This is a genomic window from Thermococcus sp. 21S7, from assembly GCF_012027615.1.
GTDB lineage: Archaea > Methanobacteriota_B > Thermococci > Thermococcales > Thermococcaceae > Thermococcus.
In genome coordinates this window covers 21,735-42,623 of sequence record NZ_SNUT01000006.1, presented here as the reverse complement: position 1 = coordinate 42,623, position 20,889 = coordinate 21,735, and the positions used below count along the sequence as shown (strand labels likewise).

Here is a 20,889-nt window from a genome sequence, read left to right as displayed (position 1 = left end):
TCCTTAAATAGCCCAAAATTTTACACAAACGTGGTGAAGCCCATGCAGGTTTACGAAGGTAAGGCCAAAAAGGTTATTCCGCTCGACGATGGAAAGGTTATCATGGAGTTCAAGGACGATGCGACGGCCTTTGATGGCAAGAAGAAGGCCCAGTTCAAAGGCAAGGGCTGGCTCAACGCCCAGATCAGCGCGGTTCTTTTCAAAGTCCTTGAGGAGAGGGGTGTCAAGACCCACTTCATCGGCGTCGCCGGCGACAACAGGCTCATCGTTGAGCGGCTCAAGATGTATCCCGTTGAGGTCGTCGTCAGAAACGTGGTTGCCGGTAGCCTGAAGAAGCGCCTTCCCCTTGAGGAGGGAACCGAACTGCCGGAGCCGATAGTCGAGCTCTACTACAAGGACGACAGCCTCGGCGACCCCATGATAAACCACCACCACGCGAGGGTTCTCGGAATAAGCGAGGGCGAGATAAGGGAGATGGAGCGCATAGCCCTCAAGGTGAACGAGGTTCTCAGGGAGTACTTTGCCGAGCGCGGAATAATCCTGGTCGACTTCAAGCTGGAGTTCGGAAAGAACGAGCGGGGCGAGATAATCCTCGGCGACGAGATAAGCCCGGACACCTGCCGCTTCTGGGACGCCAAGACGAAGAAGAGCCTCGACAAGGACGTCTTCAGGTTTGATAAAGGCGACCTGATAAACGCCTACGAAGAGCTATACAAGCGCCTCACCGGGGAGGCCTGAAGCCGGACTCATAGGTTACGAGAACCGTGTAGCAGCCCTTTTCGTCTTCCTCTATCACTATTTTCCTCAGCCGGGTTCCGTACTCGCTTACTGCCTTTTCCACCAGCTCCGGCAGGTTCTCAAGGAACGCCTTCCTCTTCACTGTGAGCTCCATGTGACCACCAAGAAAAGTTTGAAAGGGGGCTTAAAGCCTTACCGTTCTGTCAGCCGTAACTTGTATAAACTTTGTGTGCCCTGTTACGGCTAACCTTCCAGCCTCCTGTCTTCATTGGCTAGCTTTCGGGGGGAACGGTGATTTCCCACATCTTCGGGTTGGCCAGTCCCCATTCGGGCTTAACGACCCCACATATCGGAGACTGCCACGCCACCTTAAAATACAACCTAAATAATAAAAATTACGCAAAACAAAACACCAAAAGTTACAACCTAATAAACAATTCCGTAGTTCTTCACGACTATCCCCGGTTCCTCCATGACGGTTCCAAGCTCAAAAGCCTCAAAGTGCCTACCGAGGATTTCCAGGGCTTCTTCCCTCTCCTCCCCCGGCACTACAGCTATCATACCAACCCCCATGTTGAAGACCCGGAACATCTCCTCAAGGGGGACTCCGTTTTCGTGGATGAGTCTGAATATCCCTTCAACGGGCGGCATCTCAATGGAGAAGCCGTAGTTCGTGAGGCGCTTCAGGTTGGTCAGTCCGCCGCCGGTGATGTGAGCCAATCCGTGAATCTCCACCTTTTCGAGCAGCTCAAGAACCGCTTTGACGTAAATTCTCGTCGGCTCCAGAAGCCACTCCCAGAGCTTTCTTCCCTCGTATTCGTAGTCAAGGCCGTATTTGGGAATGAGGAGCTTTCTCGCCAGGGTCAGACCGTTGGAGTGTATTCCCGAGCTGGCGATCCCGATGACCGCGTCCCCTGGCCGTATCCTCTCGCCGGTTATTACCTTTCCCTTCCCGACGGTTCCGATGGCAGTGCCGGCCAGGTCGAAGCCGTTTATCAGGTCGGGCATCACCGCTGTTTCCCCTCCGACTATCGCTATTCCGGCCTGCTCCGCCCCTGCGTAGAGGCCCTTCGCTATCTCCGCAAAGACCCTCTCGTTCGGCTCTTTTACGGCGAGATAGTCAACGAGAGCTATAGGCTCGGCGCCAACGCAGAGGAGGTCGTTCACGTTCATTGCTATCATGTCTATCCCTATCGTGTCAAACTTGCCGACGGCTTCGGCCACCAGAACCTTCGTTCCGACTCCGTCCGTCGTCATGGCGAGGTAGAACTCGCCAAAGTCCATAAGCGCCGCGTAGTGGCCTATTCCGCTCGGCTCGCCTATTTTGCCCTCTCTGAACCTGAATGTCTCCCTGGCGAGTCCAATGATTCCCTTCAGAGCCTCAGCCGTCTTTTCGTCGTCAACCCCAGCCTGAGCGTAGGTCAGCATGAGCATCACCGGTGGGAGTTCGAGGGGGAGCTTAAAAGGTTTGCCGTATTTGTGGTAAAAATTTGGATAACAACCGAAAAATTAGACAGATTAATGTTAATTCTGTGAGCGTCTCAAAAGGAGGAGCGCCACGCTCGCCAGCACAACCAAACCCGGTCCACAGATGCTTTTTTCTTTTGAGGTGGTTTTCGAGGCAGTGGAGGGGTTTGTGCCCCCTGTCTGCGGGCTTCCGCAGAGGAGCCTGCTGAAGTCCCGTGAAATTCCGATAGGGGAAGCCCTGCCGTCCTCCGGCACAAAGATGAGAGGGGCGTCTTCTATCCTGCTCCCTGCCGGCAGAACCACCTGCCCCATGTTTACTATGACCGGCCCCCGGGCAGCTTTAAACGCCGTGAAATTTACACGGGAGGCATTAGCTCCGGCGGGGGGCAAAAGGACGCAGTCTTTGCCGCCGAGGGCGAACCTTAACTTCCCGTCTTCAAACCTTACCGGACTCCCCCGGAGGGGAACACCGGGAAGCCCAAAAGCTGAAGCGTTTACCCGTTTCCCTTCACAGGCCCGGGTGAGGGTCCCGTTTGGGTATGAAGTGACGGTGCACCTTGAAACCATCTCAAAGCATCCGCCCCTAAAGCGGTAGACCTCCGTTATCGTAACGTGCTTGAAGAGCGTGAAGTTGTGGGGTTCACCGTTTATGGAGACCGTAACGTTCCTGAAGGGCTCCTCGGCCTCTTCCGTTCTAAGGACATAGAGCGTCCCGTTGATGAAGCCTGCGGGGGTGGTGTTGGTCAGGAGAGAGTTAACGCTCCCGAGCAGAAAGGCATCCTTTCCATCGGTCAGGATGTAGTAGTCCCTGTTTGAGTCCGGCAAACTGGGCCTGCCCACCCATTCCCCCGCGACCATCTCGCACGTCCAGCTCACGTGGCCGACTACGATCAGGAGCCAGTCCCCGGCAGGAAAAACTGACAGTACGGCATATGTCTCGGAAGGCGTGCAGTCCGCCGTTGCTGTGGGGAAAGAGAATACCAACAGCAAGGTAAGGAGGATTGAGATAGACTTAAGCCCGCGCATATCTCTCACCTTAGCTCCTTTGAGAACTTCCTGTTTAGGGAGGTGGCACGAAACCGTACCCATGTAACGTACTGGATTTCTGTATTCCCGTGATGCATCTTTATGGCTCCCCCTACAAGGACTAACATAATGAACCACCAATCATGGGTAGTCAATAAGCCATATTAAAACTTTTCAACCTAAACAAGATGTATAAACGTCCAAAATGTTCCAAAACAAGACGAATTTAATCAGTAGTAACCGATTACTTCCCATAATCCTGGCGAGGTTGGAAAACTGTTTGCCATTTTCTTATCAAAAAATCCTTAAATATCTTGGACTTTTAACACTAAAACGTCAAATACCGTGAGTTTCGAGGTGATGTTTATGATCAAGCCCCGCGATGAACTCGGAACTGCTATGACCGATTCCGCCCAGAGGATAGTCCTTCTCGGAAGCGGCGAGCTGGGAAAGGAGATAGCAATTGAGGCCCAGAGGCTCGGTGTGGAAGTTATCGCCGTCGACCGCTACGCCAACGCGCCTGCCATGCAGGTTGCCCACCGCTCTTACGTCGGCGACATGAGGAACGCGGACTTCCTCTTCTCCGTCGTCGAGAGGGAGAAGCCCGACGCGATAATCCCGGAGATCGAGGCCATAAACCTCGACGCCCTCTTCGAGCTTGAGAAGGACGGCTACTTCGTCGTTCCCAATGCGAAAGCGACCTGGATTGCCATGCACAGGGAGAGGACGAGGGAAACCCTCGCGAAGGAGGCGGAGGTTCCCACCTCCCGCTACGCCTATGCGACTACTCTCGATGAACTCTACGAGGCCTGCGAGAGGATAGGCTACCCCTGCCACACCAAGGCGATAATGAGCTCCTCCGGCAAAGGCTCCTACTTCGTGAAAGGTCCGGAGGATGTACCGAAGGCCTGGGAAGTGGCCAAGAAGAAGGCCCGCGGTAGCGCGGACAAGATAATCGTCGAGGAGCACATAGACTTCGACGTCGAGATTACAGAGCTTGCTGTGAGGCACTACGATGAGAACGGCGAAATAGTCACGACCTTCCCGAAGCCGGTCGGCCACTACCAGATTGACGGTGACTACCACGCGAGCTGGCAGCCTGCGGAGATAAGCGAGAAGGCCGAGCGCGAGGTTTACAGGATAGCGAAGCGCATAACAGACGTCCTCGGCGGCCTTGGTCTTTTCGGCGTCGAGATGTTCGTGAAGGGCGACAAAGTCTGGGCCAACGAGGTCTCTCCGAGGCCCCACGATACCGGAATGGTGACGCTGGCATCCCATCCGACCGGCTTCTCTGAGTTCGGCCTGCACCTCAGGGCCGTCCTCGGACTGCCGATTCCCGGAGAATGGGTCGACGAATACCGCCTGTTCCCGCTCCTGACTCCAGCCGCTACCCACGTCATCAAGGCCAACGTTTCCGGATACTCACCAAGGTTCCGCGGATTAACTAAGGCCCTGAGCGTCCCCAGTTCGATGATTCGCCTCTTTGGAAAGCCGGAAGCGTATCCGGGCAGAAGGCTGGGCGTTGCGCTCGCGTGGGACAGGGACATCGGGGAGGCAAAGAGACGTGCCGAGATGGTGGCGCACATGGTTGAGCTCAGGACCAGGAACTCTGAGTGGCACTCCCAGGATTACGAGAGGAGGAAACACATCATTTGATTAACACCTTGTTACAGTTCGATGAAAAAAGGAAAGACTTAAAAAGGCTAAAATGTTCCGAAATGTGTGCTTAAATCAGACGTTTCTAAAATAAAGTGAGGGTAGAATAAGAGATTGTCTCGATGCGGGCTCATGCCCGCATCTTTTCCCTGTATTCCTCAAGTTTCTTTCTGAGTCCCTCGTCCTTCAGTGCGAGGATTTCAATCGCCAGTAAAGCCGCGTTCTTCCCGTTGTCTATCCCCACGGCCGCGACCGGAACCCCGGGAGGCATCTGGGCTATGCTGAGAAGGGCATCGAGGCCGTTGAGCTTCGCCGAGACCGGAACTCCTATAACCGGCTTAACTGTGTGGGCCGCGATAACCCCTGGGAGGGCAGCGCTCAGCCCGGCTATTGCTATGAAAACGTCGTAGTCTTTCTTGGCCAGCTCTTCGACCTTTTTTGGATTCCTGTGGGCCGAGGCAACCTCGACATCGTACTCAACGCCGAACTCGTCGAGAACCCCCGTAACCTTCTCCGCCACATGGGAGTCACTCCTGCTTCCCATAACTATAAGCACCTTCATAGGCTTCCCCTTTGAACATAAAACAGCCTATAATAAAAAAATTTCGATTGGAATTTAACATTAATATGTTAATCCTCGGCATCCAATATGGGGACGCCATTCTCGAAATGGTATCTGAACGTAAGTATCTCATTCTGCGGCACGCGGGATTTTATAATCTCAAGCCTGCGCACTATTTCTCCGTTTTTAATCTCACTCGAAGTTCTCAGAACGTAGTCTGCCCTGCGGTACGTGGAAGCCAGAACGTTTTTGCCCCTGTCTCCACTCCAGAGCCAGAAATTCGTGCCGGTTGGGTACTTTCTGTACGCTCGTGACTTGGAGCGTATCTCCGCCGAGAGCTCAAGGTATTTTAGAGTCTCTTTCTCGCCTCCAAGAAGTTCTAGGTAGCTGGATATGTCAATAGCGAAGCCGAATAGCTTCCTTCCTTCAAAAAGGTTCAACTCGGCCCATTTCTTCTTGTGGGCTTCGACTACCTCCGCGTATTTATTTGGGAGGACATCCGACGAAAGTGAGCCTGATAGGTACCATATCCCGCGGGAGGGCATGGAGATGTCATAGAAGCTCCCAAAAGTGTCCACTATGGCCAGCGTCTGACCCTCCAGATAACGCTTCGTGGGAATTCCCAGCTTTTCGAGCACTATTATGAGGAGATGGATTGGATATGAGATGTTGAAGTATCCCACAAGATTGCCTTTCTCTAGTTTTCTTCTCATGATGTAGTAGAGGATCTCCTTCCCCCTTGAGCGGGGATCTCTTTCGTGAATAAGGATTAGGGAATGCTCTTTAATGCCCCCCAGGGTTTCGTCGAGGGCGGGAATCTCCCAGGATATCACCTCTCATCCCCCCTGAACAGCTCGAAAACCCTCCCTTCATTGGGCCCTTTAGTTATAATGCCCACTCTCTTTCCATCCATGATAAGGGTCTCCACAACAACGTCGGAAGCGAAGTATGCTATATCCTCTATTTCGGGACACTCAACAGTTGAGAGTGTCAGGATCGTACCGGCATCCTCTATCTCCTGAATGAGGATTTTCCTGAGTCCCCATATCAGTTTGTAAACGAGACTTGGCCTCGTGAAGAGTTTGCAAACCCCCGCTGAGGTGTAGGTGAATATCCACAGCCTCTTCCAATCGCGAGATTTCAGGATGCTGTTGGCCCATTCCTTGAGCTTTATTATGAAAACCGAGTCGTCAAGGTATCCTGAGAGCTGGTGGATCCCCGCGGTGGGGGCGGGAATATGGTACATGCTGCCGAACACATCGAATAGTATCAGGTTCTTTCCAATGTACTCGTTTACGTCCAGGCCAACGTGTCCGCAGTTACGCTTAAACACCGTGAACGGTTCGTAGAGAAAAACAAACACCGTCTGGTCTTCTTCGAGAAGGTTCTTTAGGATGTTTAGAGCGAAGTATTCCCCTCCTGATTCTATGTCTCTCTGAATTATCGAGAGAACTCCGTTGGGCTGTAATACCTCTGGCAGCCCACTGGCTTTCATGAGAACCACCCCATAAATCGAAATCGCTTTCCCACTATATAAACTTCATTTTTAATCCCCTGCCGGGGGGCTTTCTATCTTGCCATTTTAATGTAAAAACAAAGCTTAAAAACTGAAGTTTTTGACAAGTAAATGGTGAAGCTCATGAAGGTTCTGCTCGTTGGAGGTGGCGGTAGGGAGAACGCCATCGGCGAGGCGCTCGTGAGAAGCGGCGCCGAGCTGTACGTCGTTTCGAAGCACAGAAATCCCGGGCTGGCAAGGCTCGCAAAGGACTACGGTCTGGCCAGGGAAACGGATATTGAGAAAGTCCTAGAACTCGCCCGGAAATGGGGAATAGAACTTGCCTTCATAGGTCCTGAGGCGCCACTTGAGAAGGGTATCGTTGATTCCTTTGAGCGTGAGGGCATTCCCGCGGTTGGACCGACTAAGGATGCCGCTCAGCTTGAGACCAACAAGGCCTTCGCCCGCTCCCTCATGGAGAAGTATGAGATTCCAGGCAGGAAGCTCTTCCGCGTCTTTGATGACGTCTCCGAGATGCGTTCGTGGATAGACGACTTCGGAAGTCCGGTCGTCGTGAAGCCCCTCGGACTCACCGGCGGGAAGGGCGTTAAGGTGGTCGGCTACCAGCTGAGGGACAACGAAGAGGCCAAGGCCTACGCCGAGGAGCTCATCAAGAAGGATGGAAGGGTTCTCATTGAGGAAAGAACCGACGGCGTTGAGTTCACCTTCCAGGTCTTCACGGACGGGAAGAGGGTAATCCCGATGCCCCTCGCCCAGGACTATCCCCACGCCTACGAGGACGATAAGGGCCCCATAACCGGCGGCATGGGGAGCTACTCATGTTCAAGCCACGTTCTCCCCTTCGTTCCGAGGGAGGACTATGAAAAGGCCCTCGAAACCCTGAGAGCGACCGTTGAAGCCATGCGGAAGAACGGAACGCCCTACAAGGGCATCCTCTACGGCCAGTTCATGCTCTCCAAAGACGGTCCCGTCATAATCGAGTACAACGCCCGCTTCGGCGACCCCGAGGCCATGAACGTTCTCCCCCTCCTGAAAACGAGCCTGCTTGAGATTGCTGAGGGAATCGTTGACGGCAACCTCGGAAAGGCGGAGTTTGAGAACAAAGCCACCGTTGTCAAGTACCTCGCTCCAAGGGGCTATCCCCTGAGCCCGGTTAAGGGGGTTAAAGTTCAGGTGGATGATAAGGCGGTGGAAGAGGCGGGAGCGAAGCTCTACTACGCCTCCATTGACGAGAACTTCACTCTCCTCGGCTCCCGTGCCATAGCGGTCGTTGGAATCGCCGATACGCTCGAAGAGGCTGAGAAGATGGCCCAGAATGCCGTCGGTTACGTGAAAGGTGAGCTGTTCTATCGCAGAGACGTGGGCACAAGGGAGAGCGTTGAGAAGAGGATTAGGCTGATGAGGGAGTTTGGAAAGGAGTTCGAGCCGAATTCATGCTGAGGTGGTTGGGATGATAAGCCGCGAGGAGATTTTGAGCGTTCTTGAAAGATACGATCCGGAGAAAATCACCGTTGGAGTCATAGGAAGCCACTCCGCGCTGGATATAGCCGACGGGGCAAAGGAGGAAGGCCTTCCGGTTCTCGTCGTCGCCCAGAGGGGCAGACACAGGACCTACGCCGAGTACTTCAAGCTTCGGAAGACGAGGGACGGTCTGAGCAAGGGCTTCATCGACGAGGTTATGGTCCTTGAGAAGTTTGCCCAGATAATTGATGTCCAGGAGGAGCTGGTCAAGAGAAACGTCATCTTCGTGCCGAACCGCTCCTTCGTGGTCTACACCGGCATCGACAGGGTTGAGAACGATTTCCGCGTCCCGCTCTTCGGCAGCAGAAATCTCCTCAGAAGCGAGGAGAGGAGCGAGGAAAAGAGCTACTACTGGCTCCTTGAGAAGGCCGGGCTTCCCTATCCGGAGCCGGTAAAGCCGGAGGAAATCGATGAGGTTGGCCTCGTCATCGTCAAGCTTCCTCATGCCAAAAAGAGGCTTGAGCGCGGCTTCTTTACGGCGGCATCTTACAAAGAGTTCCGCGAGAAGGCCGAGAAGCTCATCAAGCTCGGCGTAATCACCGAGGAGGACCTCGCCAGGGCCAGAATCGAGCGCTACATCATCGGTCCGGTTTTCAACTTCGACTTCTTCTACTCGCCGATCGACGGGGAGATTGAGCTTTTGGGCATAGACTGGCGCTTCGAGACCAGCCTGGACGGCCACGTCCGTCTTCCAGCTTCCCAGCAGTTAACTTTGCCGGAGCACCAGTTCGAGCCTGAATACACGGTCTGCGGCCATGCATCCTCAACGCTCCGCGAGTCGCTTTTGGAGAAGGTCTTCGACATGGCCGAGCGCTATGTGAAGGCCACCCAGGAGTACTACTCCCCGGGAATCATCGGGCCCTTCACCCTCCAGACGGCCGTTGATAAGGATTTGAACTTCTACATCTACGACGTTGCCCCGAGAACCGGCGGCGGAACGAACATCCACATGGCGATGGGCCACCCCTACGGAAACGCCCTCTGGAGGAAGCCGATGAGCACCGGAAGGAGAGTCGCCCTCGAAATCAGGCGCGCTGTCGAGCTGGACGAGCTTGAGAAGGTCCTCACGTGAGGTGGTTGGAATGAGATGGAAGGTTACCGTCACCGTTCGCCTTAAGGAAGGCCTCAACGACCCCGAAGGGAGGGTCATAGGAAACGCCCTGAGGAACCTCGGCTACGCGGTTGAGAACCTGCGCGTCCCGAAGTGCTTCGAATTCGAGCTGGAGAGCGAGAAACCTGAGGAAGAGGTCGAGGAGATGTGCAGAAAGCTCCTCGCGAACCCGCTCATCCACGACTACGAGTACAGAATCGAGCCGGTGAGCTGAGATGGTCCGCTTCGCTGTGGTCGTGTTCCCCGGAACCAACTGCGACTTCGAGACGGAGAGGGCCATAAGGAAGGCTGGAGCCGAGGCCGAGCGCGTCTGGTACAGAACGAGCCTCAAGGACTTCGACGGCGTCGTTCTGCCGGGGGGCTTCAGCTACGCCGACTACCTGCGCGCTGGAGCGATAGCCGCTCGTCAGGAGATAATGGAGGAGGTCAAGGAGTTCGCCCGCGAGGGGAGGCCCGTCCTCGGGATATGTAACGGCTTCCAGGTTCTCACCGAGGCGGGTCTCCTTCCGGGAGCACTGAGGCCGAACAGAATCCCACGTTTCCTCTGCAGGTGGGTTCATCTTCGCGTTAACGATGTCGAGACGCCGTTCACTTCCCTCTACGAGCAGGGAGAGGTCATAAGGATGCCGATAGCCCACGCGGAGGGGAACTACTACGTTGACGACCCCTCGAAGGCCAGGGTAGTTTTCCAGTACAGCAACGGAAACGGGAACGTGAGTGAGGAAGCAAACCCCAACGGCTCGGTTCTGAACATAGCTGCAATAGCCAACGAGAGGGGCAACGTCCTCGGAACAATGCCTCACCCTGAGCGCGCGAGCGACCGCTTTTTGGGCAGTGAAGACGGCCTGAGGCTGTTCAGGAGCATGGTTGAGTGGGCGAGGAGGTAGGCTTTTTCTATTTTTTGCAGAGATGTGTAAAGACTTCTTCAAGGGTCACTTGGGAATTCTGAATGTCCACGACATTGTACTGGGATAGACGGCTGAGTATCCCTTTAAGATCTTCATTTTTGAAATAGAGCTGAATGTACATGGACTCTCCATTTCCTTGAATTTCAATTTTTTGAGCTATTCCCTCAAAGTCCTTGGGGTTGATTTTTCCTTTAATTTTGGCAATAATTTTCCTCTCTGCCTTGAGGGCCTGGACTTTCTCAATGAGCTCTTTTGGAGTTCCCTCAGCGATTTTACTCTTGTTGAATAGCAGAATTCTATCGCATAGGATTTCAGCCTCTCTGAGGTTGTGAGTTGTCAAGAGTACAGTCGTTCCCACTTCTCTTGAAAGTTCCATGATAGCGTTCCAGACTTCTCTTCGGGTAAAAACGTCAAGGTATACAGTTGGTTCATCAAGGATAAGAACCTCTGGCTGAATTATCAAGGGTAGAGCTAGGTAAACTTTCTGCCTCATCCCAGCGGAGAGCTTTTGATACCACTCGTGTCTTTTTTCTTCTAGATTGAGCAATTCCAGCGCGTGATTGATTCTTCTTTCGGCTTCTCCCCTGGGAATTCCCCACAGTTCGGCTATGAATCTTAGGTTTTTCTCCACGCTGACCCTCCACTGGAAGAGGCCGAACAAATCCCTGCTTCCTCCAAAGATTGTGAAGATTCTGCCCCTAATTTTATCGTGATCTTGGATTGAATCGTATCCGTTGATGTAGAGGTGGCCCCTCGTTGGAATCACGAGGCCATTGGCGATTTTGCAGAGCGTGGTTTTTCCAGCGCCGTTTGGGCCTAAGAGGCCGTATATCTCGCCTCCTTTAACTTTAAAGCTGATATCAATCAGGGCAGGGATTTCTTCGCGGGGGGTTTTGAGAAAGTCCTTAAGGCTTTTCAAATCGAACAGTGACTTTATTGGGGGAGGGTAGTACTTGGTCAGATTAACCGCCTCTATCACTCAGACCACCCTGATTACGTACGTTCTCCCTTTCCTCTCACGTCGAACCAGTCCTATGTCTTCAAGATTCCTGATAGCCCTGCAAGTGTTGGCTCTACCGAACAGCTTACTTAACTCTTTTTGGGTCACCTCATTGTTGTCAAGAATGAATTCCAATATTTGTCTTTCCAACTCGCCCAGCTCATGCTTGTGCAGGCTGTTTATCTCAATCTCTACTTTGAGAAGCAGCACGAGTTTTCCGTTTTCACACTCTTCCTTGAGGATGCGCACCCTCATAAGGCCCACCTCACATGTGGCCCAGTGTTCCCAGTTGTCTTGCCTTGTTAAACCCCCACCTGAAGGTAAGGTACCCCACGAGGAGCATTACTCCAGTGATGAGCAGCATGTTCATCAGGCTGGGGAGGATTTGGGATAGCGAGTAGCCGCCGCCCATGGTGAGTCTGCCCATTTGAAGGATGTAGGTTTCAGATGTATTTTTGAGAGGGGCTGGAGCCATTTGGGAAGTTCTTCCGGCGGGAAGTAAAGCCCGCTGACGAGCTGGGCCGTGATGTTGAAGAACCAGTTCAGTGGATCCTGGGTAGCCTTGGTTGCTATTCTGAACCCCGCTGAGAACATGTCGAGCGCAAAAATTAGCAAGATGCCACTTAAAATGACGACCAGAACGCCGAGGTTAAAGTGAATTTTCAGGCCGAAAAACAGAATGTATGCGAGTGTTACGATGAACGTCAATCCCAAGTTCCAGAGAATTCGCCAGGCGTTGATTCCGATGAAAATGGAAGTTAATGAGGTGGGGGAGTTGTAAAGGACTGGAAACACCCTTCCAAGAACGAAGGATGAGATGCTCCCCCTCGGTAGAAAAACAAGGTTGTGGATTATTGAGCCTATGAGGAGGTAGTCAAGGTAGTTTGGAGTGCCGTACTGGGTGATGTTGGCGTTAATCGTTATCAGCTTGGCAAAGATGCCGATGAAAATTATATTAAGACTTAGACCGATGAATTGCAAAAGCAGGTCAAAGCGCCTTGAGAAGAAGGCTTCCTTCTGGATGAAGACAAAGGCTTTGACTGTTCTAATGCCCTGACCTGTAGCCATTGAACCACCTGAAGCTGATTAGTGAAATTACTTACAAATATTGCCTTTTTTTTGTTTGTAGATAGTTTCACCCCACTTATAAATGAATTCCAGCCATTTATAAATCAATTGCAGTAAAACTTATGGATTGTTTCAGCGAGGAATTAATTGCAAAAAATAGACAAGGGGCGAAAGGAAAATGTCAAGGATTAAGCCTCTGGTGATGCCATTGTCCTTGCTCATAATTCTTTCCACTTACTATCTTACTCAGTCGTGGGTTCAAACAAAGCCAATCTTCCAACTCGGCCTCTCCCCGGTTTCCGAGTGCTCAGGCAACGTCTGTGTCGAGGTAAACCCCTACACCGAGCTGACGAACATTGTCTTCCAACTCGCAGGCTGGAACTCCGGCAACGTTACCCCCTACTCTCAGGAAGTTGAATCCTACTTCTCCCCATACAGGGATCACAGGGCGGTGCTCCTCGCCAAAAAAGCCCTGAGAGAGGGTTTGGAGTACGACGCCATTCCCAAGTTTGCTATGGGGCTGAACTCCACGGAGTGGAGTTCGTACCTCGTGGGAAGGGTTCACGGGAATGAAAGGCTCCTCAATGAACTTGCCATGGCAATAAAAGATTTCGCCCAAGAATCGAACTTTTCATCCTTCTATAGGAACCACAAAGAGTTTTACATGGAGCAGATAGGGTTGTTCCTTAAGGAAAACCCGGATTCCTTCGCAATTCCACGGTTTGAGGAGATGTTCTTCAGAGAGAAGAGAACCCGCTGGGTTTTTGTCCTCCAGCCTCTGGAAGTGTACTACAGCTACGGCGGCTGGACGAACGATACCGTTTACGCCTTTCTCGGCGTCTGCTCGTTCTCCAACGGAACTTATTCCTACTGCAGTGCTTCCGCCCACGAGTTTGCCCACAGCTTCGTCAATCCCGCGGTCGACAGGCATTATGGAGAGTTCATGGAATACAAGAAAATGTTCTCGCCCGTGAAGGACGTCATGACCTCTATGGGATACTCTAGCTGGAAGACTTACCTCTACGAGACCTTTGTCCGGGCGTTCGAGGCCTACTACAAACTCAAAACAGAGGGCAATGAGAGCGCTGAGAGGTTCATAAAAAGTCAGGAAGCTCTCGGATTCTACCTTGTTGGAAGGGTTTACAGGGCTTATCTGACGGACTACCTTCCCAACAGGGAGAAATATCCAACCTTCAAGAGCTTTATGCCAGAACTTGCGAGGCTCATAGGGGATTGGTACGGGGAAGGCTTCTGGAAAAACATATCTCCCGAACCAACTATCAGGATAGCCTTTATGGCATTCAAGGCAGATGGTGTTAAGGTATACGCTGCCCAAAACCTCTCGGAGAGCACGTACGTCAAAAGCTATGTTGAGATGCTTGAAAATGCGGGCTTTAAGGTGACGTTAACGGACAAGCTCGAAAATGGTAATCTCATTGTCATTGCACCGCTGAACTCCTCCGTTACCCGCAAGCTCAACAGATACGTGGAGATACGGGGTAATTCTGTCGTTCTCAACGGGGTTAAATATTCCAAGGGAGTTTTCCTCGTCGAAGCCCTAAGGAATCCCGAGGGAGGATTTGCTATGCTAATAGCAGGAACACCGGACGTGTTCGAGAAAAAACCCTCTGTGGGTGGGGATGAAAGCTTGCTAAACTACCACTACTTTGTCTACATAACGAGCCTTAAAAGAGCCGTCGCTTTCGGATGATCTTTTGTTTAACATTTTTCCGTCAAAATAAACCTTAAAAACAAAACTTTTTTACATTAATTCGTCAATAAAGGAGGGTCAATCATGTTCCCGCACGAAGAAAAGCTCATCCGTGAAAGGCTCGGCAGGGAGCCGAACGAGCTTGAGTGGGCGATGCTGGAGGTCATGTGGAGTGAGCATGCCTCGTATAAGTCGAGCAGACCCTGGTTGAAGCTCCTTCCAACGGAGAACGAACACGTGGTTCTCGGCCCCGGTGAAGATGCCGGAATAGTGAAGTTCGACGACGAAACGTGGGTAGTCGTTGGAATCGAGAGCCACAACCACCCGAGCGCGGTGGAGCCCTACGGTGGAGCGGCCACAGGCGTTGGTGGAATCGTCAGGGACATACTCTGCATGGGGGCCCGGCCCATAGCACTCCTCGACCCCATACGCTTCGGCCCGCTGGGAAAGGAGAGAAACCGCTACCTCTTCGAGTACGTTGTCAAGGGCATAGCAGACTACGGCAACAGGATAGGCGTCCCGACGGTTGGGGGAGAGGCGGAGTTCGACGAGAGCTTGGACAACTACACGCTCGTGAACGTCGCCTGCATTGGAGTTATGAAGCCCGAGCACCTAGTCCACAGCTACGTGACCGAGCCGGGCCTCAAGCTCATACTCGTCGGCAACAGAACCGGCAGGGACGGCATCCACGGAGTCACCTTCGCGAGCGAAGAGCTTGGCGAGAATGCGGAGGAGGAAGACCGCTCCGCCGTGCAGATTCCCGACCCCTTCACGGAGAAGCTGCTGATTGAGGCCACGCTTGAGGCCGTTTACACCGGAAAAGTGAAGGCCCTGAAGGATTTGGGCGGCGGCGGTTTGACGTGCGCCGCCTCAGAGATGGCCGGAAAGAAGGGCTTCGGTGCGGTTGTTCATGCAGACAGGGTTCCTCTCCGCGAGCCGGGAATGACGCCAACCGAGGTCATGATTTCCGAGAGCCAGGAGAGGATGCTCTTCGCGGTCGACGAAACCGATGTTGACTTCCTCGGGGCAATCTTCGAGAAGTACGGCCTCGAATGGACGGTTGTGGGGGAGGTCATCGAGGAGCCTAGGTTCATCGTCTACTGGGGGGGTGAGAAGGTAGCCGACCTTCCGGTTGAGCTCCTCGCGGATGTTCCCACGATAGAGTGGGAGATGAAGCCGTACAAAGCTGAAAAGCCCGCTGAAACTCCTGAGGTTCCCTTCGAGAGGGCCTTCGACCTCGTCTGGGGCAGTCCGAACATGCTGAGCAAGCGCTGGGTCTGGGAGCAGTACGACCATGAAGTTCAGGGGAGGACTGTTCTCAAGCCTGGAAGAGACTCCGCCGTTCTCAAGCTCAACGATGAGTACGGACTGGCGTTTGTAGCGGACGGAAACCCGAACCACAGCCACCTGAACCCCTATCATGGCGCTATGGGGGCGGTTGCGGAGGTCGTGAGGAATTTGGTCAGCGTCGGGGCTGAACCGTTGGCCTTGGTGGACAACCTTAACTTTGCATCGCCCGAAAGGCCAGAGGTTTACTGGAGCTTCGCCGAGACCGTCAGGGGATTGGCTGATGCGGCCAAAGCCTTTGGCCTTGCCTACGTCAGCGGCAACGTCAGCTTCTACAACGAGGTCGTTGACAGGCCGATAAAGCCCACCCCTGTGGTTGCCGGCCTCGGGAAGGTTAAGCTTGAGGAGATTCCCGGGATGGGACTGAGCGACGGACTTCTCATAGGCATTGCGGGGATAACGAAGGTGGAACTCGGCGGCTCGGAGCTCTACCGGGCTCTTGGGGTCAACGGCGGCTTTGCCCCGCGCGTGAACCTCGACGAGGAGAGGACCAACGCAGGGGGAGTCCTGACGGCGATAAGGGAGGGCCTCGTTAGGGCGGTTCACGACGTTAGCAGGGGCGGAATAGCGGCGGCTCTTGTGGAGATGGCCATCACCGGAAAGGCGGGCTTCGAGGTTGACCTCTCAAGGGTTCTCTCCGAAACATCAAACCCGATCGAGGTCGCCTTCAGCGAGAGCCACGGGCGCTACATAGTTGCCTTCCCCGAGGAGAACCTTGACGAGCTGAAGACTCTCTTCAAACACTTCGCCATCATCGGAAAGACCTGCGGAAGCGACACGGTTTTCCTCTGGAACGGGGAAGAACTTCTTAGAAGGCCGGTTTCCGAGCTGAAGGCAGTTCACGAGTCCCTTCCGAAGCTGCTGGGTGAGGAGGAATGAGGGTAGCGACCTATGCCTCCCACTCGGCCCTTCAAATTTTGAAGGGGGCAAAGGAGGAGGGCTTTGAGACGGTTGCCTTTGGAAGAAGTCGTGTTAGGCCGCTCTACACGAAGTACTTCCCGGTCGCTGACCATTTCATCGAAGGGGCTTACCCTGAGGAGAAGCTCCTCGAACTGGGCGCCGTGGTGGTTCCAACCGGCTCTTTCGTCGCTCACCTTGGAATCGAGCTTATTGAGAAGATGCGCGTTCCATACTACGGCAACAAGGCGGTGCTGAGGTGGGAGAGCGACCGCTCCCTCGAAAGGCGGTGGCTTGAGAAGGCTAAACTCCGCCTTCCGAGGGTTTACGACGACCCGGACGATGTAGACGGGCCGGTCATAGTCAAGCCCCACGGTGCCAAGGGTGGGAAGGGCTACTTTTTAGCTAAGAACCCCGAGGACTTCTGGAGAAAGGCGGAAAGGCTCGGCGTTAGGGACAAGGAAGAGCTAAGCGGAATCCAGATTCAGGAGTACGTCCTCGGCGTTCCGGTTTACCCCCACTACTTCTACTCCAAGCTCAACCGCGAGCTGGAGCTGATGAGCATAGACAGGCGTTACGAGTCCAACGTCGATGCGATAGGCAGGATTCCTGCCAAAGAACAGCTTGACCTCGGGCTCAGCACCAACTACACGGTGATAGGCAACATCCCGCTCGTCCTGAGGGAGAGCCTGCTGATGGACGTTATCGATGCAGGAGAACGGGTTGTAGAGGCCGCGGAGAAGCTCATGGGTGGCCTCTGGGGTCCTTTCTGCCTTGAGGGGGTCTTCACCGAGGAGCTTGAGTTCGTCGTCTTCGAAATCTCCGCGAGGATAGTCGCCGGGACGAACCCCTTCGTCCATGGCTCCCCCTACAGCTGGCTTCGCTACGACTACCCGGTCAGCACCGGAAGGAGGATAGCGATGGAGCTGAGGCAGGCCGAGGACGAGGAAAGGCTCGATGAAATTTTGACGTGAAACTGTCTAATCCCCGCTCGGATAGGTTTATAAATTGACGTCCGAATGGTTGGCAAAAAGGTGGTGCTCATGTGGGAGAGGTTCATCGAGGAGAAGGTTGAGGAGATTAGGGAAACGGTCGGCGATGGTAAGGCTATAATAGCACTCTCCGGCGGCGTTGACAGCTCCGTTGCGGCTGTGCTCGCTCACAAGGCCATAGGCGATAAGCTCCACGCGGTTTTCGTCAACACCGGCTTCATGAGGAAGGGTGAGCCTGAATTCGTCGTCAGGACATTCAGGGACGAGTTCGGGCTGAACCTGCACTATGTTGACGCGAGCGAGCGCTTTTTCGAGGCTTTGGCGGGCATAACCGACCCCGAGGAGAAGAGGAAGATAATCGGGAGGGTCTTCATCGAGGTGTTTGAAGAGGTCGCGGGGGAGATCGACGCCCAGTTCCTCATCCAGGGAACGATAGCCCCGGACTGGATCGAGAGCAAGGGGAAAATCAAGAGCCACCACAACGTTGGCGGACTCCCGGAGAGGCTCAACCTCAAGCTGATAGAGCCGCTCCGCGACCTCTACAAGGACGAGGTCAGGGAGCTGGGTAAGGAACTCGGTCTGCCTGAGAAGATATACAACCGCATGCCCTTCCCGGGGCCGGGATTGGCAGTCCGCGTCCTTGGGGAGGTCACGCCGGAGAAGGTTGCCATCGTAAGAGAGGCGAACGCCATAGTCGAGGAGGAGATCGAGAAGGCCGGTCTAAAGCCCTGGCAGGCCTTCGCGGTTCTGCTGGGAGTGAAGACCGTTGGCGTTCAGGGCGACATAAGGGCCTACAAGGAAACGATCGCCGTCCGCGTCGTTGAGAGCCTCGACGGCATGACTGCCAACGCCATGAACGTTCCCTTCGATGTCCTTCAGAGGATAGCGTTCCGCATAACCAGCGAGATACCCGAGGTCGGAAGGGTGCTCTACGACATCACCAACAAGCCCCCGGCGACGATTGAGTTCGAGTGAAAGCTTATTTACCTTCGCTTCCAATTTTAAACGGTGAGAGTATGGGGGAAATTATCGAGGTCGTCTACGAGAACGGCGTGCTGAGGCCCATTAAACCCCTGAAGCTGAGGGAGGGGCAGAGGCTCAGGGTGAGGATTTACAGCGATGACTTCCTCAAACTGGCAAGGGAGATGAGGAAGGAAGTGACACCTGAGAAGTTCAAGGAGGATCCCACAGACTACCTCCTTCGCCTAAGGGAGGAGGAGACATGAGGGTTGTCATTGACACTTCCGTTATTTTTCATCTGTTCTCCAGTTTCTACCCGGATAGGACAGAGGTTGCTGAGAAAGTCATAGAGTACTCACATCTTGGTCTGATAGAGCTTTACGCTCCTCGTCTAGGGGAGGTTGAGTTCGTTGCGGTTCTTTCGAGGTATTTCGAGCACGACCAAGTTGAGAGAGCGTTAAATTACTACAGTGAAATCGTTGCGTGGGTTCCCGAGGAACTGCTCATCGAAGAGCTTCGAGATGTGGCCTTTCAGACACACCACAATGCCTCAGATATTTACTTCATTGCAACCGCACGTTATCTGGACGCCGTTTTAGTTACGAACGACAGAAAGATGGCCGAACTGGCCAAATCCCTGGGCTTGAGGGCATTCTATTTGGTCGAGGAATCCCCTGAGTTCTTCAAACTCTTGGAGGTGAGTGGATGATTTTGATTATGGACAACGGAGGTCAATACGTCCACAGGATTTGGAGGACTCTACGATACCTTGGAGTTGAGGCCAAGATAATCCCCAACACGACGCCGCTTGAGGAGATAAAGGCTATGAAACCAAATGGCATAATCTTCTCAGGCGGCCCGGATATCGAGAAGACCGGCAACTGCTCCGTCATATTGGAGCACTACGACGAGTTCAACGTCCCGATCCTTGGCATCTGCCTCGGCCACCAGCTGATAGCGAAGCACTTCGGCGGAAAGGTCGGAAGGGGCGAAAAGGCCGAATACAGCCTCGTTGAAGTGGAGATACTGGAGGAGAACGACATCTTCCTGGGACTTCCGAAGAGGCTCAGGGTCTGGGAGAGCCACATGGACGAGGTGAAGGAGCTCCCCAAGGGCTTCAGGCTCTTGGCCAGAAGTGAAACCTGTCCGGTCGAGGCCATGAAGCACGAGAGCCTGCCGATATACGGCGTGCAGTTCCACCCCGAGGTGTTCCACACCGAGCACGGTTCGGAGGTATACCGCAACTTCGCGAGGCTCTGCGGGGAGCTCAGCTAGTCGCCCCCTCCACTCTTTTTGGCGGGGATTCTATCCTCTCGCTTCCCTTCGCGGGACTCTGCCTGAAAAGTTCCCTGGTTACGCTCGAAGATTGCAAATTAGAAAACTTTTTAAAGTTTAGTCCTTACTATATGTGGTGATAGTTTGGGGCACACGATATACTACCGCATCAGCATTGATGGCTGGGAGGAATTCAGGGATTTCCTGGAAAAGGTCTGCGAAGGGCTCGGCTTCCGTGTTGTGGGGGGTGAAGACTCCGTCATAATCCTCCCCGAATGTCGCGGTGTCGAGCCCCTGGAGATAAAGAAAAACGGTGAGGGATTCGTCAAGACGAACCTCGTCGAGCCCTGCCACTCGATATATCTTCTCCTGCTTCATTCGGTTTCTTCCTTCGGTTCAGTCGAGCTCTGGGAGGACTGACCGAGGTAGACCTCCAGTATCCTTGCGGGTCGGGCACTTCTGAAGGTTCTGTCCTCCACGAGAATCTTCACAACCCTTCCGGGCTCTGCCTCCTCTACCGCCGGGAGCCAGTAGAAGCCAGGCTTGATGTTGGCCGCTATGTCGTCGTGGATGAAGACTCTGACCAGGTCGCCCTTGACTTCCTCGATCGTTCCGTAGGTGTACTCGCGGCCGTAGGAGTTTTTGAAATGCCAGCGGAAAACGAGGACTGCAATGGCTATAATCGCGACGTAGACGTAGTAATAGTAGATTTCTGGGGCGAACTGCTTTAGGATTGAATAACCGAGGAATGCGAGGAAAGAGATGGCGGAAATTCCCACGTAGAAAACCCTGTACGGCTTCTCTTCGATGAGAAAGTTTCCGTAACTAACGAGGAAGTAGCGGAGGTAGAGGAAGTATGGAATCGAAACCGCCAGCAGGTATAATGGAGTGCCGGCTACGAAGACAATAACGAAGTTAACCGCGAGGTAGGCCATAAAGCAGAGCTGGAGGTGGAGACTGATGAGTTCATGGGGTGTGAGGTCTTTTCTCTCGGTTATTCTCTTGGATAACCACACGGAGGGTGGCTCTTCCGAGGGAACTGGGAAAAATGCATTTTTTACTGCTCGCCTTATACCATCCCCTGCTTTTTCTGCGATTAGGCCAATATTGTATAGCAGATCATCGAGGTTCATT

The 20,889-nt window shown here is 53.5% G+C and carries 24 protein-coding genes; 14 read left to right on the top strand and 10 right to left on the bottom strand.

The genetic code is table 11. From position 1 onward, the window contains the following. The first annotated feature begins 42 nt into the window (after nucleotides 1–42). The gene (purC, locus tag E3E51_RS10030; protein ID WP_167913120.1) at nucleotides 43–738 is read left to right on the top strand and encodes a phosphoribosylaminoimidazolesuccinocarboxamide synthase; all 696 of its coding nucleotides are present in this window, start codon (nucleotides 43–45) and stop codon (nucleotides 736–738) included. Here purC and E3E51_RS10025 read toward each other — a convergent pair. From E3E51_RS10025 to E3E51_RS10015, 3 genes are all read right to left on the bottom strand, one after another. Continuing rightward, nucleotides 722–892 (bottom strand): hypothetical protein, encoded by a 171-nt coding sequence (locus tag E3E51_RS10025; RefSeq protein ID WP_167912981.1) that lies wholly within the window; start codon nucleotides 890–892, stop codon nucleotides 722–724. The genes purC and E3E51_RS10025 overlap by 17 nt on opposite strands. 272 nt (nucleotides 893–1,164) lie before the next feature. Then, complete coding sequence (purM, locus tag E3E51_RS10020; protein ID WP_167913119.1) at nucleotides 1,165–2,166, bottom strand: phosphoribosylformylglycinamidine cyclo-ligase; 1,002 nt, start codon at nucleotides 2,164–2,166, stop codon at nucleotides 1,165–1,167. 96 nt (nucleotides 2,167–2,262) lie between these two features. Further along, nucleotides 2,263–3,231 carry a hypothetical protein gene (locus tag E3E51_RS10015; RefSeq protein WP_167912980.1) on the bottom strand — a complete coding sequence of 323 codons (969 nt, stop codon included), beginning with the start codon at nucleotides 3,229–3,231 and terminating at the stop codon, nucleotides 2,263–2,265. A gap of 366 nt (nucleotides 3,232–3,597) precedes the next feature. On the opposite strand from E3E51_RS10015, the gene purT reads away from it, so the two are divergent. After that, nucleotides 3,598–4,887, top strand: coding sequence for a phosphoribosylglycinamide formyltransferase 2 (gene purT / locus E3E51_RS10010; RefSeq protein ID WP_167913118.1), 1,290 nt, complete (start codon nucleotides 3,598–3,600; stop codon nucleotides 4,885–4,887). 130 nt (nucleotides 4,888–5,017) lie between these two features. Here purT and purE read toward each other — a convergent pair whose 3' ends face one another. The 3 genes from purE to E3E51_RS09995 form a co-directional block, all read right to left on the bottom strand. Beyond that, nucleotides 5,018–5,449: a 5-(carboxyamino)imidazole ribonucleotide mutase gene (gene purE, locus E3E51_RS10005; RefSeq protein WP_167912979.1), complete on the bottom strand. Its 432-nt coding sequence runs from the start codon at nucleotides 5,447–5,449 to the stop codon at nucleotides 5,018–5,020. Nucleotides 5,450–5,517: 68 nt separating this feature from the next. After that, complete coding sequence (locus E3E51_RS10000; protein ID WP_167912978.1) at nucleotides 5,518–6,282, bottom strand: hypothetical protein; 765 nt, start codon at nucleotides 6,280–6,282, stop codon at nucleotides 5,518–5,520. Further along, nucleotides 6,279–6,944 (bottom strand): hypothetical protein, encoded by a 666-nt coding sequence (locus E3E51_RS09995; protein WP_167912977.1) that lies wholly within the window; start codon nucleotides 6,942–6,944, stop codon nucleotides 6,279–6,281. The genes E3E51_RS10000 and E3E51_RS09995 overlap by 4 nt, the downstream gene beginning before the upstream one ends. Nucleotides 6,945–7,088: 144 nt before the next feature. Here E3E51_RS09995 and purD point away from each other — a divergent pair, with 144 nt between their 5' ends. From purD to purQ, 4 genes are read left to right on the top strand one after another with little or no spacing between them, the layout of a single operon-like run. After that, on the top strand, nucleotides 7,089–8,405 hold the full coding sequence (gene purD / locus E3E51_RS09990; RefSeq protein WP_167913117.1) for a phosphoribosylamine--glycine ligase: 1,317 nt from the start codon (nucleotides 7,089–7,091) through the stop codon (nucleotides 8,403–8,405). Between the two features lie 10 nt (nucleotides 8,406–8,415). After that, entirely contained in the window at nucleotides 8,416–9,558 is a 1,143-nt protein-coding gene (locus E3E51_RS09985) for a formate--phosphoribosylaminoimidazolecarboxamide ligase family protein (RefSeq protein ID WP_167912976.1), read from the top strand. Nucleotides 9,559–9,568: 10 nt separating this feature from the next. Further along, nucleotides 9,569–9,811 (top strand): phosphoribosylformylglycinamidine synthase subunit PurS, encoded by a 243-nt coding sequence (gene purS, locus E3E51_RS09980; RefSeq protein WP_167912975.1) that lies wholly within the window; start codon nucleotides 9,569–9,571, stop codon nucleotides 9,809–9,811. A 1-nt stretch (nucleotide 9,812) separates the two neighbouring features. Continuing rightward, nucleotides 9,813–10,484, top strand: coding sequence for a phosphoribosylformylglycinamidine synthase I (gene purQ, locus E3E51_RS09975; RefSeq protein WP_167912974.1), 672 nt, complete (start codon nucleotides 9,813–9,815; stop codon nucleotides 10,482–10,484). 7 nt (nucleotides 10,485–10,491) lie between these two features. On the opposite strand, the gene E3E51_RS09970 is transcribed toward purQ, so the two are convergent. The 3 genes from E3E51_RS09970 to E3E51_RS09960 form a co-directional block, all read right to left on the bottom strand. Next, nucleotides 10,492–11,484 (bottom strand): ABC transporter ATP-binding protein, encoded by a 993-nt coding sequence (locus tag E3E51_RS09970; protein WP_167912973.1) that lies wholly within the window; start codon nucleotides 11,482–11,484, stop codon nucleotides 10,492–10,494. Continuing rightward, nucleotides 11,485–11,760, bottom strand: a complete 276-nt coding sequence (locus tag E3E51_RS09965; protein WP_167912972.1) for a MarR family transcriptional regulator — start codon at nucleotides 11,758–11,760, stop codon at nucleotides 11,485–11,487. A gap of 114 nt (nucleotides 11,761–11,874) precedes the next feature. Further along, the gene (locus E3E51_RS09960; RefSeq protein WP_240924315.1) at nucleotides 11,875–12,573 is read right to left on the bottom strand and encodes an ABC transporter permease; all 699 of its coding nucleotides are present in this window, start codon (nucleotides 12,571–12,573) and stop codon (nucleotides 11,875–11,877) included. A gap of 202 nt (nucleotides 12,574–12,775) precedes the next feature. On the opposite strand from E3E51_RS09960, the gene E3E51_RS09955 reads away from it, so the two are divergent. From E3E51_RS09955 to E3E51_RS09920, 8 genes are all read left to right on the top strand, one after another. Continuing rightward, a complete protein-coding gene (locus tag E3E51_RS09955) occupies nucleotides 12,776–14,284 on the top strand; it encodes a DUF4932 domain-containing protein (protein WP_167912971.1) in 1,509 nt (502 codons plus the stop codon). An 84-nt stretch (nucleotides 14,285–14,368) separates the two neighbouring features. Beyond that, nucleotides 14,369–16,510, top strand: a complete 2,142-nt coding sequence (gene purL / locus E3E51_RS09950; protein WP_167912970.1) for a phosphoribosylformylglycinamidine synthase subunit PurL — start codon at nucleotides 14,369–14,371, stop codon at nucleotides 16,508–16,510. After that, the gene (locus E3E51_RS09945) at nucleotides 16,507–17,502 is read left to right on the top strand and encodes a formate--phosphoribosylaminoimidazolecarboxamide ligase (RefSeq protein WP_167912969.1); all 996 of its coding nucleotides are present in this window, start codon (nucleotides 16,507–16,509) and stop codon (nucleotides 17,500–17,502) included. The genes purL and E3E51_RS09945 overlap by 4 nt, the downstream gene beginning before the upstream one ends. 69 nt (nucleotides 17,503–17,571) lie before the next feature. After that, a complete protein-coding gene (gene guaA / locus E3E51_RS09940; RefSeq protein WP_167913116.1) occupies nucleotides 17,572–18,495 on the top strand; it encodes a glutamine-hydrolyzing GMP synthase in 924 nt (307 codons plus the stop codon). A 41-nt stretch (nucleotides 18,496–18,536) separates the two neighbouring features. Then, nucleotides 18,537–18,746 carry an antitoxin family protein gene (locus E3E51_RS09935; RefSeq protein ID WP_167912968.1) on the top strand — a complete coding sequence of 70 codons (210 nt, stop codon included), beginning with the start codon at nucleotides 18,537–18,539 and terminating at the stop codon, nucleotides 18,744–18,746. Continuing rightward, nucleotides 18,743–19,189, top strand: coding sequence for a type II toxin-antitoxin system VapC family toxin (locus tag E3E51_RS09930; protein WP_167912967.1), 447 nt, complete (start codon nucleotides 18,743–18,745; stop codon nucleotides 19,187–19,189). Before E3E51_RS09935 ends, E3E51_RS09930 begins: the two co-directional genes overlap by 4 nt. After that, entirely contained in the window at nucleotides 19,186–19,755 is a 570-nt protein-coding gene (locus tag E3E51_RS09925) for a GMP synthase subunit A (RefSeq protein WP_167912966.1), read from the top strand. The genes E3E51_RS09930 and E3E51_RS09925 overlap by 4 nt, the downstream gene beginning before the upstream one ends. A 144-nt stretch (nucleotides 19,756–19,899) precedes the next feature. Next, nucleotides 19,900–20,175 carry a TonB-dependent receptor gene (locus E3E51_RS09920; protein ID WP_167912965.1) on the top strand — a complete coding sequence of 92 codons (276 nt, stop codon included), beginning with the start codon at nucleotides 19,900–19,902 and terminating at the stop codon, nucleotides 20,173–20,175. Here E3E51_RS09920 and E3E51_RS09915 read toward each other — a convergent pair. Further along, nucleotides 20,130–20,888, bottom strand: coding sequence for a DUF2101 family protein (locus E3E51_RS09915; protein WP_167912964.1), 759 nt, complete (start codon nucleotides 20,886–20,888; stop codon nucleotides 20,130–20,132). The genes E3E51_RS09920 and E3E51_RS09915 overlap by 46 nt on opposite strands. Nucleotide 20,889: the final 1 nt, after the last annotated feature.